This window comes from Rhodococcus sp. ACS1 (assembly GCF_002300155.1).
GTDB lineage: Bacteria > Actinomycetota > Actinomycetes > Mycobacteriales > Mycobacteriaceae > Rhodococcus_F > Rhodococcus_F koreensis.
In genome coordinates this window covers 118,279-132,534 of sequence record NZ_NSDZ01000006.1, presented here as the reverse complement: position 1 = coordinate 132,534, position 14,256 = coordinate 118,279, and the positions used below count along the sequence as shown (strand labels likewise).

Sequence of the window (14,256 nt, the reverse complement as noted above, 5' to 3'; positions counted from 1 at the left end):
TCCCGACCAAGGAAACAACGAATGAGTCTCTCAACTTCCCTAGCGGACGATTCCAGCATCCGCGCCGAGAAGTACGAATGCGCAATCGACTTCGACGCAATTACCGCCCTCGACGTCCACACCCATGTGGAGGTTGACGGGTGCGGTCATCGAGCACTTGACGACGATCTCATGGCGGCATCCGCTCAGTACTTCAAGTCAGAGGCCGACAGGGCCAGCACAGTCGATTCGGTCGCGGCTCACTACCGTGCACGCAACATGGCAGCGATCGTCTTCACTGTGGACGCCGGCTCCGCCAGCGGTCACCCCGGAAACTCGGTCGAAGATATTGCCCGAGGTGCCGCGCGCAACAACGATGTGCTGATCCCGTTCGGGTCTGTCGATCCGTGGGGCGGCAAGGCGGCCGTCAAACGGGCCGTTCACCTGATCGACGACTACGGAGTTCGTGGCTTCAAGTTCCATCCGAGCATGCAAGGCTTCGAGCCGAACGACCGACGATTTTATCCGCTGTACGAGGCAATCACCGAAGCCGGCGTACCTGCCCTGTTCCACACCGGACAGACTGGCATCGGAGCAGGTCTCCCCGGAGGCCATGGAGTCAAACTTCGCTATTCCAATCCCATGCTGCTCGACGACATCGCCGCCGACTTCCCTGATCTCACCATCATCATGGCCCACCCGGCGATCCCGTGGGCCGACGAACAGATCGCAATCGCAACACACAAAGCCAACGTCTACATCGACCTCTCCGGATGGTCCCCGAAATACTTTCCGCCCCAACTCGTCCGTGCCGCAAACTCGTATCTCAGACACAAGGTTCTCTTCGGTTCCGATTTTCCCATCCTGCAATCGGATCGATGGATGAGCGAGTTCGACAAACTCGAGATCAGGAAAGAAGTTCGCCCCCTGATCCTGAAGGAGAACGCTCTCATCGCCCTCGGCTTCCGCTAAGCCTCCACCTCGCCGAACGAACACCGGAATCTTCGTTCGGCGAGGTGCAGGCGGATGCACGGCCAAGCTCGCCTCTCTCGCGTGGCGGCCATCCACAGCGAAAAGCACGGCCGTCGACGCTCATCCAGGCTGTCGGCCGAGCCATATTCGACTCTGCGACTGGTGAGTGGTCCACCCTTACACAGGTGACGCGTCCGACGAGGACATTCCCTCGTCAGACGCGTCACCTGTCGTTCGCAATCCCTCCACACCTGCTGGGTGGTCGAGCTCGAGGCGGACGAACCCGAACCCTTACGCCGCGCAGGTGCATCGTGATTGGCAGCCGGGTGCATTGCCACCCAGCTGCCTTCGTCCTCTCAGTCAGCGAACACCACGGTGGTGCTGCCGTTGGTCAGCACCCGCCCGGTCAAATGATGGCGGACTGCCGCGGCAAGAACTCGACGTTCGATGTCCCGCCCCTTCCTCACAAGCTGGTCCGGGGTGTCGCGGTGGGTCACCGGCTCGACGTCCTGGATGATGATGGGTCCTTCGTCCAGGTCGCCGGTCACGTAGTGCGCGGTGGCTCCGATCAGCTTCACACCTCGCGCATGAGCCTGGTGGTACGGTTTCGCACCCTTGAAGCCGGGCAGGAACGAATGATGGATGTTGATGCACCTTCCGGCCAACTTTGCGGACAAGTCATCGGAGAGGATCTGCATGTATCGGGCGAGGACCACGAGGTCGACCCGGTATTCGTCGACGAGACCGAGGAGCTTGGCCTCCTGATCCGCTTTGGTGTCCTTGGTGACCGGAAGGTGATGGAAGGGTAGGTCGCCGAGGTCGATGTTCTGGTATACCTCGCGCGGGTGGTTCGAGACGATACCCACGACATCCATGGGCAGCTCGCCGGTGCGCCAGCGGTACAGCAGGTCCACCAGGCAGTGATCGAGCTTTGACGCCATGATCAGTACGCGCATCCGCTCGTCGGTGCTGGTGACCGTCCACGTTGCATCGAATGACGTCAGTACCGGTGACAATCCGGCGCTGACCTCCGATTTCTCGAGGTCGGCGCGCACCGTGTCGAACTGGATACGCGAGAAGAACCGGCCGGTGAGCTGGTCGTCGAAGTGTTGCGCGTCGGTGATGGTGCAGCCGAGCTGCAACAGGGCGGTCGAGGCGGCACTGACGATGCCCGGCTCGTCGTCACAGGAGAAGGTCAGCACGTAAGAGTGGGTCATGACGGGACTTTCACATTCTTCGAGGTGGATTAGGCGGTGTGGAGGTCGCTGCGCCGGCGGTCCGGCTTGTACGGAGCCGGCGCCACGGTCGCTCGGATCGGCTTCTGGGGACCGCCCGGGCGACCCCAATGCACGGTCAGCTCGGTCCCGGGTTCGCTGTGCGCCACGTCGATCGTGCTGAGCGAGAGCATCTGCCGGTAGTAGTAGCTGTATCCCCGGGAGGTCGCGATGCCGACCAGGTCGTCGCCTGCGGTTACCTTGTCGGCCCACATGAACCCCCGCTGGTCGCGCGGCATCTCCATGTACGGATAGTTCTCCCCCGGCCGGAACAGCGAGGCGAACACGTCCTGAACGTCGTCGGCGTCCCACACCAGGGTGCGGATCACGCGGCGGGGGTTGGCCTTCTCCTCCTCCAATGCGGCGCGGCCGAGAAAGTCGTGGTCGAAGTTGATGTTGCGGGCCCATCCCAGTTCGACCGGGCTGCGGTAGTACTCACTTATCGCACGCCCGTCGTAGCTGCCGGCGATGTAGGCGGGTTGCGCGAACGACGGCATCGACGAGGTGAAGACGTCGAGGTACTCGGCCATGTCCTCGTCGAAGATCGCCGGAATGTAGTCGGTGGCGATTGTCGGGAAGCACGCCTCGAGGTGGTTGATCATCGCGACCCGACCGCCGAGCTTGCGGATCCCGAACTCCTGCCCGGCCTCGACGATGAGGTCATAGATTTCCTGCCCGTATTCCTTGGGGCCCTGCAACTCGAAGCCGATCTCACCGGACATGCCCTGCCGCAGTGCCCAGATCTTGTAGCCACCGATCGTGATCGGGTGCAGGCGCATGAACCCGGTATCGCGCAGGCCGGACTCACCGCTGACCTTCTCGAGCACTTTCACCGAGTTCGGGCCGGACACCTGGTAGATGAACCAATCCTCCTGCTGAACCTTCACGTCGTAGTCGGTGCGGCCCAGTTGGTAGCTCGCCCAGAAGCCGCCACGTCCGTGCAGCATGAAGTCGTCGTCCCCGAACTTGGTCAGGACGCCCTCGTGGATCACCTTCCCGTCGTTGTTCGTGTGGATCACGTGCTTGGACTGGCCGTGATCGAACTTCGCGAAGCTGTTGACGGAGATGTCGGAGAACAGCCGGAGGGCGTCGGGGCCGGTGAACCGGTGTTGCCACAGGAAAGACCAGTCGCCGATGTAGCAGGTCTGCTTCCAGGACATGCTCTCGTCGAGCCAATCGGTGTACTCCTGCTGCCCGAAGCGGCTCCACGCGTATACCTCTGGTGCGGTTCGCATCTCGTCGACTGTGAACGTCATTGCTTTCCCATCTCTGCTGTAGGCGCAGACGAAAAGTCGAGCGCCGGGGTCTGTCTCCTCACGGTAGGACAGCTGCCCGTTCGCGCAACACACTCGTATGACTCCGATCACGACGATTCGTGACCTGCCGCGGCCAGGTCATTTGACCCATCGAGGGAGCCTCTCGCCATATGAGCCGAATCAGACGCGGAAGCCGCCGCGGCAATCTTGGAGTTGTACCTAGATCTGGGGTCGACGACACCGTCAGGCTCGCGACGAAGTGACACCTCAGGAAGAGGATCCATTCGCACAAGAAAAGCTCGACAATATCCGTCGACGAGGAGGACGATCCAAAATCGGTCAGTTGGGTACGATCTGCGCACCGGCGTAGCCGTGGGCTCTGTCCTATACGACCGAGCGGCCTCCATCTGACTACGCGGCAGCGTGCTCACTGAACGCCTCGGCTTCCACTGCCGAGGAAATCGGGAGGGGCCCAGGTGCTAGCGAAGTTGCCCTGGAGAAGACCGGTCTACATCGTTTGCGGTGGCGCTCGGCATCCAATAACGGCGACTGGAGCCATCACACTTGACGGACTGCCAAGGAAGAGGATCTCGGGCTCCCCGACTCCCACGCCGGCGAGGACCACGAACGCAGAGCGCGTGAACGCCGAGCTGTCGCACCTGGGTATCGGCCGTAAGTGTGCGAACTATCCGTCTAGGTTCCCAGACTGCGGCTGGTCCGACGAGGCGTCGCTTCCCAGATCTCGGCGCGGCATGACAGGACCGCGTGCTCGCCGCGAAAGTCCAAAAAACGCAGACTAGCGCAGCGGATATCCGCGGAGCGCACAATTTCCCAGTCTCCGAACATTATTGGGGTGATTTTCGTCGCTTGTTCGGCAATTCTGGATTGTGTAGCGGACAGCGGGTGATTCGGATCATTCTCGTGACATCGGACACAAGCCGATACCGAATCGGCAGGGCCGAAGCGCCAGACAACGCCACTCCGCACTGGTCCCGATCGCCGTTGGGGCACAACACCCCACGACGCCTTCGGGGAGCGGACCCTGCCATCGCCGGCAGGCAACAAAGGAGAACGACATGAGTGACTCTCGGTTCGAGATTTCCCATCTCGCCCGTGCCGAACTGCTGAGCCCCAAGCCGCAGGAAACGGTGGACTTCTTCACCAAGTTCCTCGGGATGTACATCACCCACACCGAGGGGCAATCGGTCTACCTGCGCGCCTACGAAGACCCGTACCAGTGGAGCCTGAAGGTCACCGAATCCACCCAGGCCGGACTCGGCCACGCCGCACTGCGCACCAGCTCCCCGGAAGCCCTCGAACGCCGGGCCGCGTCACTGAAGGACGCCAACGTCGACGGAGCATGGCGCGAGAGCGACTTCGGGTACGGCAAGACCTTCACCTACCAGTCCCCGGACGGGCACAACCTGGAACTGCTGTGGGAGGTCGAGAAGTACCAGGCCCCGCCGGAGCTGCAGTCCAAGATCCTCACCCGCCCGTCGAAGAAGCCGCTGCAGGGCATCCCCGTCAAGCGCATCGACCACCTCAACCTGCTCGCCAGCGACGTCAGCGCGGTGAAGAACTCCTTCGAACGCCACCTCGGGTTCCGCACCACCGAACGCGTCGTCGACGGCGACACCGAGATCGGTGCCTGGATGAGCTCGAACATCCTCGGCCACGAGGTCGCCTGTCTGCGGGACGCGCAGGGCGAACGCGGCAAGATGCACCACCTCGCGTTCTACTACGGCACCGGTCAGCACAACATCGACGCGGTCGAGATGTTCCGCGACTACGACATTCGCATCGAAGCCGGCCCCGACAAGCACGGCATCACCCAGGCGCAGTTCCTCTACGTCTTCGAACCCGGCGGCAACCGCATCGAGCTGTTCGGTGAGGTCGGGTACCTGCACCTCGATCCCGACGGCGAGACCAAGACCTGGCAGATGTCCGACATCGACACCGGCCTGGCGATCGGCGGCGCGAAGCTTCCGTGGGAGACCTACTTCACCTACGGCACCCCGAGCCCGCTCTCGCTCGACCAGCACATCGAGAAGTACGCGCACTTCGGCCCCGACGGCCCCGCCCCCGACGCGGCAGCAGCCGAGCACGCGATCCCGGACGAGATCGACCAGTCCCGCGCCGTCGCCGGCGCACCGGCGTCCTGACAACACTCTCCAGTTGGGCTGTGCAGGCCGGTGGCGTCGATCGACGCCACCGCACCTCACACCTGAACCCATCCACTTTCGCTCGGTCGTCGGTTCACACGAGTGAACCAGCGCGAGTCCCCACTGCACGCGGGCCCGAAGCAGAAGGAGCACCATGACTTCCACCCAGAGTTTCATCGACGAGATCACGATCGAAGAGCTCGAGACCGACCCCTATCCGTTCTACGAGCGTCTGAGGAAAGAGGCCCCGGTAGCCTTCGTCCCGGCGCTGGGCATGTACATCGTGTCGACGAAGGAACTGTGCGCCGACATCGCCAAGGACGCCGAGAACTGGCCGGCCGTCATCTCTGCGGCCGGAGGCCGCACCTTCGGACCCGGCGCACTGCTCAACACGAACGGCGACGAACACCGCAAGCTGCGGGACATGGTCGAACCGCACCTGCAGCCCTCAGCGGTCGACAAGTACATCGATAATCTGGTGCGCCCCTTCGCCCGTCAGCGACTCGCCGAGATCGAGAACGACGGAAACGCCGACATCGTCGCTGCATACTGTGAGCCGGTCAGCGTCCGTGCTCTCGGCGATCTCCTCGGACTCGATGACGTCAGCACCGACAAGCTTCGCGAATGGTTCCACAAGCTGAGCGTGTCGTTCACCAACGCCGCGGTCGACGAGAACGGCGAATTCGCCAACCCGGACGGGTTCATCCCCGGCGACGAAGCAAAGGCCGAGATCATCGCCCACGTCGATCCCAAGATCGACAAGTGGATCAAGGAACCCGATCACACCGCGATCTCCCACTGGCTGCACGACGGTATGCCCGAAGGGCAGACCCGCAGCCGCGATGTCATCTACCCCAACCTGTACGTCTTCCTGCTCGGAGCGATGCAGGAGCCGGGACACGCGATGGCGACCACGCTGGCAGGACTGTTCACCAAGCCCGAACAGCTCGAACGGGTCGTCGACGACCCGGCGTCGATCCCCCGGGCGGTCTCGGAAGGCATGCGCTGGGTGGCGCCGATCTGGTCTGCCGTGGTCAAGCGCGCCGCGCACGAGGTCGAGGTCGGTGGCGTGACACTGCCGGAGGGGTCGATCGTGATGCTCTCCTATGGCTCGGCCAACCAAGACGAGAACGCCTACAACGCCCCGACCGAATTCGATATCGATCGGGCTCTGCTTCCCAACATGACATTCGGTGGCGGAAAGCACGCCTGCGCGGGTACCTATTTCGCCAACTCGGTTATCCGGATCGGCCTGGAGGAACTGCTCGAGTCCATTCCGAACCTGGAACGCGACGAGGCTCACGAGGTCGATTTCTGGGGCTGGGGTTTCCGCGGCCCGAAGCAATTGTTCGTCAAATGGGAAGTGTAACAGAATCACGTTTCCGGAGGTCCGAAGTGCCCGGTCCGGAGATTGATGGGTCGGGCACTTCGGGAGCATTTTTATTGGATTGGAGCATTGTCGGAAATGGCTAATAACTACACGGTCCGTATCCAGGGTAAGAATTCGGACATCACCGTTGCCGAAGACCAATCCATCCTCGATGCGGCGCTGCGAGCGAACGAGTGGCTTCCGCACTCGTGCACCCAGGGCACCTGCGGCACCTGCAAGCTCGAGGTGCTGTGCGGGGAGGTACGCCACAACGAATCCCCCGAGTACACCCTGACCACGGACGAGCGCGCCGAAGGCTTGGCTCTCGGCTGTATGGCCACCCCGTGCTCCGATCTGACGGTCGAACCGATCGGTGGAGCCGGGGACGACGGAATTCCGCACTTCCCACTGCGTGACTACGAGGGCACGGTGACAGTGCTCGAGGACATCGCGGCGAATACCCGTCGGCTCGTGGTCGAGGTGGACACGCCGATGCTGTTCAACGCCGGTCAGTACGTCGAGTTGATCGTCCCCGGGCACAACGTCGGCCGGCAGTACTCACTGGCCAATCCACCGACAGAGACACGGAACCTGGAATTCCACGTCAAACTCACAACCGGGGGTCTGGCCACCGACGGGTGGATTTTCGGACCGATGCAGGTCGGTGACCGCATCTCTCTGCGCGGGCCGTTGGGCCAGTTCAACCTGGTCAACCAGCAGGACGAGGCCGCGATCCTGATCGGCGGTGGTACCGGATTGGCGCCCTTGAAATCGATCGTCCAGCATGCGCTGGCCGAGCGCCTGGTTCCGGAGTTGTACCTCTACCACGGCGGACGCCGCCAGGAGGATCTGTACGACGTCGGCTTCTTCCGTGACCTCGCACAGGAGCATGAGCACTTCCACTACCGCCCCGCGCTGAGCGAGGAACCGTGGGACGGGGCCATGGGCATGGTGACCGATGTCGTGCTCGACGACTTCTCGTCGTGCAAGGGAATGAGCGCCTACCTGTGCGGACCGCCGGCAATGGTCGAGGCGGCGGTCAAGGCCCTCAAACGACGTCGGATGGCGCCCCGGCTGATCTTCCGTGAAGAGTTCACGATCGCCGCACCGAACCTGGCCGCCGTGGTGCAGTAGCCACGACGTCCCTGCCCCTCCGGATCAGGACGTTGGCGCTGACGGATCCGGACGGCACCGATCCCGCGGAAGTGAATGGGCACGATCACTTCCGCGGGATCGTCATATCTGCTACCGGAACGGCACCGTGCGCAGGTCCTCCGACGGACTCACTCCGAAGGTCTCCTTGTACTCCCCGGCGAACCGGCCGACGTGCAGGAACCCCCACCGCTGTGCGATCTCGGTGACACCTTCGTTCCCCGGGTCCGCCTTGAGCAGGTCTTTGCGCGCCTTCTGCATGCGAATGATCTTCAGCTGCCGCATCGGCGTCGTACCCAACGAATTCTGGAATCCCACCTGCAGAGACCGCACACTCACCCCGACGTTCTTGGCGACCTGCGCCACCGTCAGCGGATGCTGCGCGTGCGCCTCGAGATAGTCGACGGCGAGCCGGACGATTCCCGGCAGGGCGGGCTTGGGTTCGTACAGCCGTGCTCTGTAGTCGTGCTCGGCTGCAACGAGAAGCCCGCTCATCAGACATTCGGCCATCGGCGTCGAAACGATGGGATGCAGCGCCAACGCCTCAGGACTGTCGAGTTGATGAGACAGACCTTCGACCAGTGAGAGCCACTGACGGCCGACGACGGTGTCCAAATCTAGGTCCATGCCGAAGACGATCGGGTCGACGATCTCGCTTCCCAACCGTGCCGCGAGTTGGTCCTCGAGTGCCCTGCGCTCGATCTTCAGGGCCAGCACCGGGGTGGGATATGGCGATGCCCACCCACGCAGCAAGGTTCGTTGATCGCACCGGTACACCGCAGCGCGGTGGGGGGTCGCCACGGTCCGGGCGCGACCCGACCCGGTGACCAACTCACCCCGCATCGGGATGTTCACCTGATAGGAGTCGCGCAACTCGTTGGTGAAGATTTCCACCTCGGTCGAATAATCCAGCCGGCCGAGCGTGACTGGACCGAACGAGGCGGCAGTCATCCTCATTTGAAAAATACGCTCGTCCCCGAGGACGCGAACCTCATGCGGATAGTAGAGATCGCTGCCGATGGCCCGCGCCTCGTCGATGTCGTCGGAAAGAAACGTTTTGGTGCCGTTTCCGCGATCCAGGTCTTCGCTCATCTACTTTATCGGTCTCTCTGATCTCACTAAATCGAGAACAATTCAGTTGCTGCGCCAATTGGCTATATTGCTGCGCTCACAGGATAGTGCGTCATGTGACTTGAATCATACGCTAATCAGGAATCACTCAACAGCTCCTATATCCAAATCTGGAGGAGACGAATGACCGTCGATCACGCGCCGGAAGGCGTGAAAAGCCCGACCGGATGCCCCGTTTCAGGTATGGCGGCAGACTTCGATCCGTTCCGGGGTGCCTACCAGGTCGATCCATCCTCGTCGCTGCGGGAGGCCCGCAAAGACGAGCCGGTGTTCTTCAGTCCACTGCTCGACTACTGGGTGGTCACGCGCTACGAGGACATCAAGCAGATCTTCAAGACACCGTCGGTGTTCTCCCCGTCGATCACGCTCGACCAGATCACCCCGATCAGTGACGAGGCGCTGCAGATCCTCGGCAGCTATCGGTTCGCTCCCGGCCCGACGATCGTGAACGAAGAAGAGCCGATCCACACCGAACGTCGCCGGCTGCTGCTGCAGCCGTTCGAGGCCGACAACGTCGCCACGCTCGAACCGAAGATCCGCGAGGTCGTCAACACCTATCTGGACCGGGTCATCAAGGATGGCCGGGCCGACCTGATCGGCGATCTGCTCTACGAGGTTCCGTGCATCGTCGCGCTCATCTTCCTCGGCGTGCCCGACGAGGACATCGAGACCTGCCGCCACTTCGGGATGCAGCAGACCCTGTTCACCTGGGGACGCCCGACCGGAGACGAACAGACTCGGGTCGCGACCGGGATGGGGAAATTCTGGGAGTTCGCCGGCGGACTGGTCGACAAGCTCAAGGCCGACCCGAACGCGAAGGGGTGGATTCCTCACGCGATCGAGATGCAGCGGCAGCACCCCGACCTCTTCGACGACAACTACCTGCAGAACATCATGATGAGTGGTGTGGTGGCCGCGCACGAAACCACCACCAACGCCACCGGTAACGCGTTCCGTACCCTGCTCGAGAACCGCAGTTCCTGGGACGAGATCTGCGCCAACCCCACGCTGATCCCCAAGGCCATCGAGGAATGCCTCCGCTACAGCGGATCCGTCGTCGCCTGGCGCCGCAAGGCCGTGGTGGACACCACTGTCGGCGGAGTCGATATCCCGGCCGGCGGTCGACTGCTGATCGTCATGGCGTCGGCGAACCGCGACGACTCGATGTTCCCGGAGCCCGACGACTTCGATATCCATCGCGGAAACGCCCGCCGCCACTTGACGTTCGGCATCGGCAGCCACACCTGCCTGGGCGCGACGCTGGCACGATTGGAGATGAAGGTCTTCCTCGAAGAGGTATCGCGACGCCTGCCGCACATGTCACTCGTTGCTGGACAGGAATTCTCCTACCTTCCCAACACCTCGTTCCGGGGACCCGAGCACGTGTTGGTCGAGTGGGATCCCCAGCAGAATCCTGTGCCCGCCGACCGGCCCTGACCGACCCCAACGAAACAAGGACACCATGTATCGCGTCACCATCGCCTACAACCAGCCCGCCGACCCCGCCGCCTTCGACGAGCACTACACCACCAAGCATTTGCCTCTGGTGCAGCAGATCCCGAGCGTCAAGAGATTCGCCGCAGGCAAGTGTGAACCCCTCGACGGCAATCCCCCCTCGGCGTATGCGCTCGCGCAGCTGTACTTCGAGAGCAGGGAGGAGGCCGGGCAGGCATTCGCCTCCAGTGAGGGTCAGAACGCCGCCGCCGACGTCGCGAACTTCGCCTCCGGCGGAGTGACGATGCTGTTCAGCGACGAAGAAACCGTTCTGCCGTGAGTCGGCGGTGGGGTGCCGGATCGACTGCCGGCACCCCACCCGAGTTCGTCATTACTGCACTATCCGTGAAAGAGAGATAGACGTGCCTACCGTCACCTACGTTCACCCTGATGGACCCAAGCATGAGGTCGAGGTTCCTGCCGGCAAAAGGGTCATGCAGGCCGCCATCGGCGCCGGAATCGACGGCATCGTCGCCGAATGCGGCGGCCAAGCCATGTGCGCGACGTGTCACGTCTACGTGGAAAGCCCCTGGGCCGACAAATTTCCCTCGATCTCCGAGGAAGAAGACGAAATGCTCGACGACACCGTCAGCCCCCGCACCAAGGCCAGTCGCCTGTCCTGCCAGCTCGTGGTCACCGACGACGTCGACGGCCTGATCGTCCGGCTTCCGGAGGAACAGGTATGAGCATCGACCGCATCGTCATCATCGGTTCCGGACAGGCCGGATTCGAAGCAGCCGTCAGCCTGCGCAGTCACGGATTCTCCGGCACGATCACCCTGGTCGGCGACGAGCCGGGTGTGCCCTACCAACGGCCACCGCTGTCGAAGGCCTACCTGCACAGCGACCCCGACCGACAATCCCTTGCGCTGCGACCGGCCCAGTACTTCGACGACCACCGGATCACGCTCGCGTGCGGCAAGCCCGTCGTCCGCATCGATCGGGATGCACAACGGGTGGAGCTGATCGATGCCACCGCCATCGAGTACGACCACCTGATCCTGGCGACCGGCGCCCGCAACCGGCTCCTGCCCGTCCCCGGCGCCAACCTCCCCGGCGTGCACTACCTGCGTACCGCCGGCGAAGCAGAGTCCCTCACCTCGAGCATGGCCTCGTGCTCGTCCCTGGTCGTGATCGGGGCCGGCTTCATCGGTCTCGAGGTCGCCGCAGCGGCCCGCAAGAAGGGCCTCGACGTGACCGTCGTCGAGGCGATGGATCGGCCGATGGCCCGCGCACTGTCGCCGGTGATGTCGGACTACTTCTCCACCGCACACACCGAACACGGTGCGCACATGCGGCTGTCGACCGGCGTGAAGACCATCATCGCAGCCGACGGCCGAGCAGCCGGGGTCACCACCGCGTCTGGCGACGTCATACGCGCCGACGCCGTCGTCGTGGGTATCGGTGTCGTACCCAACATCGAAATCGCCGCCCTGGCGGGCCTGCCCGTCGACAACGGCATCGTCGTCGACGAATACCTCCGCACCCCCGACGAGAACATCTCGGCGATCGGTGACTGCGCCGCCTACCCGATCCCGGGAACAGCCGGTTTGGTGCGACTCGAATCCGTACAGAATGCCGTCGATCAGGCCCGCTGCCTCGCCGCTCAACTCACCGGCACCAGCACCACCTACCGGAGTGTGCCGTGGTTCTGGTCCGAGCAGTACGAGTCGAAACTGCAAATGGCCGGGCTGACCGCCGGCGCGGACACCCACGTGGTCCGCGGTTCCGTCGACAGCGGCGCCTTCTCCATCTTCTGCTTCCTCGGCACCCGGCTACTCGGCGTCGAGTCGGTCAACAAGCCCCGCGACCACATGGCGGCACGAAAGATCCTTGCCACCGAAATGCCGCTCACCCCCGAACAGGCAGCCGACACGGACTTCGACCTCAAACTGGCAATCGCCCGACACAAGGACACGCACAAGGACGAGGTTGCTTCGGCCGAAATCGGCGAGCGTCAGGTGGTGGCGTCATGAGAAGAAGGCTTCGGATCGAGCGGGTCGTCACCGACGTCGGCGACCGGCTCGTGGACGTCGCGATCTGCACCCACGGTCGCAACGACCACGTCACCGTCGCCCGCGAACTCGCCGAGCGTTTGCACGCCCCGGTACTTTATCCACCCTCCCAAGCAGGAGATGTTACGAACGCGGACGAACAAGCCATGCTCGAACTGGCCCGAATTTGGGCACCCTACGGGGGTGCTCGACCGGGTGACATCCTCGTCGAGTTCGGCATGAGCCCAGCGAGGTTCTACGCGAACATAACCAGGATCCTGCGTACCAACGCAGCAGGGTGGAACATGCCGATCGCCGAGCGACATCGAATCGAGGAGATCGCGGCACGCTATTCCACTCAACCTGCCTCCGTGTAGGAGTGAAGATGGACACGCTTCGACACCCACCAGGTTTGGTCGCCGCAACAATCCCGAGAGAGCCCACGCCGTGTGCGAGGGGCGTTCACTGGACAGGGAGGATGCACCACCGGGGAATCATCATCAGCCAAGCTTTGGTACCTGGCAGTAGTGACGGACAGAATCTCGGTCCGAGTCCCCTTACGCGATCAAACAGTTGGAGTGCGCGAAGGTGCCCGCAGCAGGTGGAATCAGGTGTGATTGGAGGCCCCCCTTACGCGTGATTACCGGTTCGTCCGTTCGTGGAGCGACCAAGGGCTGCATCATTGCTCGCAATGGGTGACCACCCCAGGAAGCCCCGATTTCTGGGCCGATTACGCCACGTGGGCGTCGCGCAGGTTCGCGGCCTCCGCGAGGAGGTCGGGGTCTGCGGTCAGTTCGTGGACTGCGCCGATCTCAGCAAGGATCGCGGCCCGAACCTGTTCGAGACCGAGAGCCGGGTTCAGGTCCGTGAGGGACGCCGCCGTGGCGGGGTCGAACTCCAACTCGAGGGCAGCATTGACATCGGCGAGCACCGCCCGCACGGGATCCGAATCGGCGACCACGAGCTCGAAGCCGAAGAGCCACGCGCCGGCAACTATTCGCTGCGCGGTCCCCGCCAACTTGACGCGGCCCCCGCCGTTCACCGTCCAATCACCGGGGCAGTACTCACCGGGAACCGGTCCGATGCGAGCATCGACGCCGAGCGTCCTCAGTACGGCGACGATCCTCGGGGTGAGGCGCTGGAAGCGGGGCCGGGCCCCGACGATGCCCTCCGTGTCCGGGGAGACGATCTCCACGACGAGGGTCCGCTCGTGGTATGCCGCAGCCCGACCGCCCGCGCCCCGGACGACGGGCGTGAACCCGTGGTGCCGCGCCGCCGCGGCCGCGACCGGAAACTGCGGCCGAACAGCGTCCAACCGCCCGAACGACAACGTCCGCGCGGGACTGTAGATCCGCACCAGCCCAGACGCATTCGGATCTCGCCCCGTGCGCCGCAGCAGCGCCGAGGCAAACGCCGCATCCATCACGGGATCATCCGGAAAATGCGTGGTCAGCAACTGCTCGATCGTCATACT

The 14,256-nt window shown here is 63.3% G+C and carries 13 protein-coding genes; 9 read left to right on the top strand and 4 right to left on the bottom strand.

Features of this window, described 5'->3' with window-relative positions:
* The first annotated feature begins 21 nt into the window (after positions 1 to 21).
* Complete coding sequence (locus CJ179_RS29150; protein ID WP_095863703.1) at positions 22 to 951, top strand: amidohydrolase family protein; 930 nt, start codon at positions 22 to 24, stop codon at positions 949 to 951.
* Between the two features lie 356 nt (positions 952 to 1,307).
* On the opposite strand, the gene purU is transcribed toward CJ179_RS29150, so the two are convergent.
* Positions 1,308 to 2,168, bottom strand: a complete 861-nt coding sequence (purU, locus tag CJ179_RS29145) for a formyltetrahydrofolate deformylase (RefSeq protein ID WP_095863702.1) — start codon at positions 2,166 to 2,168, stop codon at positions 1,308 to 1,310.
* 29 nt (positions 2,169 to 2,197) lie between these two features.
* Positions 2,198 to 3,481: a hypothetical protein gene (locus CJ179_RS29140; protein ID WP_218834840.1), complete on the bottom strand. Its 1,284-nt coding sequence runs from the start codon at positions 3,479 to 3,481 to the stop codon at positions 2,198 to 2,200.
* Between the two features lie 1,076 nt (positions 3,482 to 4,557).
* On the opposite strand from CJ179_RS29140, the gene CJ179_RS29135 reads away from it, so the two are divergent.
* The 3 genes from CJ179_RS29135 (at position 4,558) to CJ179_RS29125 (ending at position 8,146) form a co-directional block, all read left to right on the top strand.
* Positions 4,558 to 5,643, top strand: coding sequence for a VOC family protein (locus CJ179_RS29135; protein WP_095863701.1), 1,086 nt, complete (start codon positions 4,558 to 4,560; stop codon positions 5,641 to 5,643).
* 154 nt (positions 5,644 to 5,797) lie between these two features.
* Positions 5,798 to 7,012, top strand: a complete 1,215-nt coding sequence (locus tag CJ179_RS29130) for a cytochrome P450 (protein WP_095863700.1) — start codon at positions 5,798 to 5,800, stop codon at positions 7,010 to 7,012.
* Positions 7,013 to 7,108: 96 nt separating this feature from the next.
* Complete coding sequence (locus CJ179_RS29125) at positions 7,109 to 8,146, top strand: 2Fe-2S iron-sulfur cluster-binding protein (protein WP_179377663.1); 1,038 nt, start codon at positions 7,109 to 7,111, stop codon at positions 8,144 to 8,146.
* 111 nt (positions 8,147 to 8,257) lie between these two features.
* Here CJ179_RS29125 and CJ179_RS29120 read toward each other — a convergent pair whose 3' ends face one another.
* Positions 8,258 to 9,256 (bottom strand): AraC family transcriptional regulator, encoded by a 999-nt coding sequence (locus CJ179_RS29120; protein WP_218834839.1) that lies wholly within the window; start codon positions 9,254 to 9,256, stop codon positions 8,258 to 8,260.
* A 162-nt stretch (positions 9,257 to 9,418) separates the two neighbouring features.
* On the opposite strand from CJ179_RS29120, the gene CJ179_RS29115 reads away from it, so the two are divergent.
* The 5 genes from CJ179_RS29115 to CJ179_RS29095 all read left to right on the top strand — a co-directional run bounded on the left by CJ179_RS29115 (position 9,419) and on the right by CJ179_RS29095 (position 13,159).
* Entirely contained in the window at positions 9,419 to 10,732 is a 1,314-nt protein-coding gene (locus tag CJ179_RS29115) for a cytochrome P450 (protein ID WP_095863699.1), read from the top strand.
* A 25-nt stretch (positions 10,733 to 10,757) separates the two neighbouring features.
* A complete protein-coding gene (locus CJ179_RS29110; protein WP_095863698.1) occupies positions 10,758 to 11,069 on the top strand; it encodes an EthD family reductase in 312 nt (103 codons plus the stop codon).
* An 82-nt stretch (positions 11,070 to 11,151) separates the two neighbouring features.
* Positions 11,152 to 11,475 carry a 2Fe-2S iron-sulfur cluster-binding protein gene (locus CJ179_RS29105; protein ID WP_095863697.1) on the top strand — a complete coding sequence of 108 codons (324 nt, stop codon included), beginning with the start codon at positions 11,152 to 11,154 and terminating at the stop codon, positions 11,473 to 11,475.
* A complete protein-coding gene (locus CJ179_RS29100) occupies positions 11,472 to 12,764 on the top strand; it encodes an NAD(P)/FAD-dependent oxidoreductase (RefSeq protein ID WP_095863696.1) in 1,293 nt (430 codons plus the stop codon). The genes CJ179_RS29105 and CJ179_RS29100 overlap by 4 nt, the downstream gene beginning before the upstream one ends.
* Positions 12,761 to 13,159: a DUF3263 domain-containing protein gene (locus tag CJ179_RS29095; protein ID WP_095863695.1), complete on the top strand. Its 399-nt coding sequence runs from the start codon at positions 12,761 to 12,763 to the stop codon at positions 13,157 to 13,159. The genes CJ179_RS29100 and CJ179_RS29095 overlap by 4 nt, the downstream gene beginning before the upstream one ends.
* Before the next feature lie 353 nt (positions 13,160 to 13,512).
* On the opposite strand, the gene CJ179_RS29090 is transcribed toward CJ179_RS29095, so the two are convergent.
* Positions 13,513 to 14,253, bottom strand: a complete 741-nt coding sequence (locus CJ179_RS29090) for a lipoate--protein ligase family protein (RefSeq protein ID WP_095863694.1) — start codon at positions 14,251 to 14,253, stop codon at positions 13,513 to 13,515.
* Positions 14,254 to 14,256: the final 3 nt, after the last annotated feature.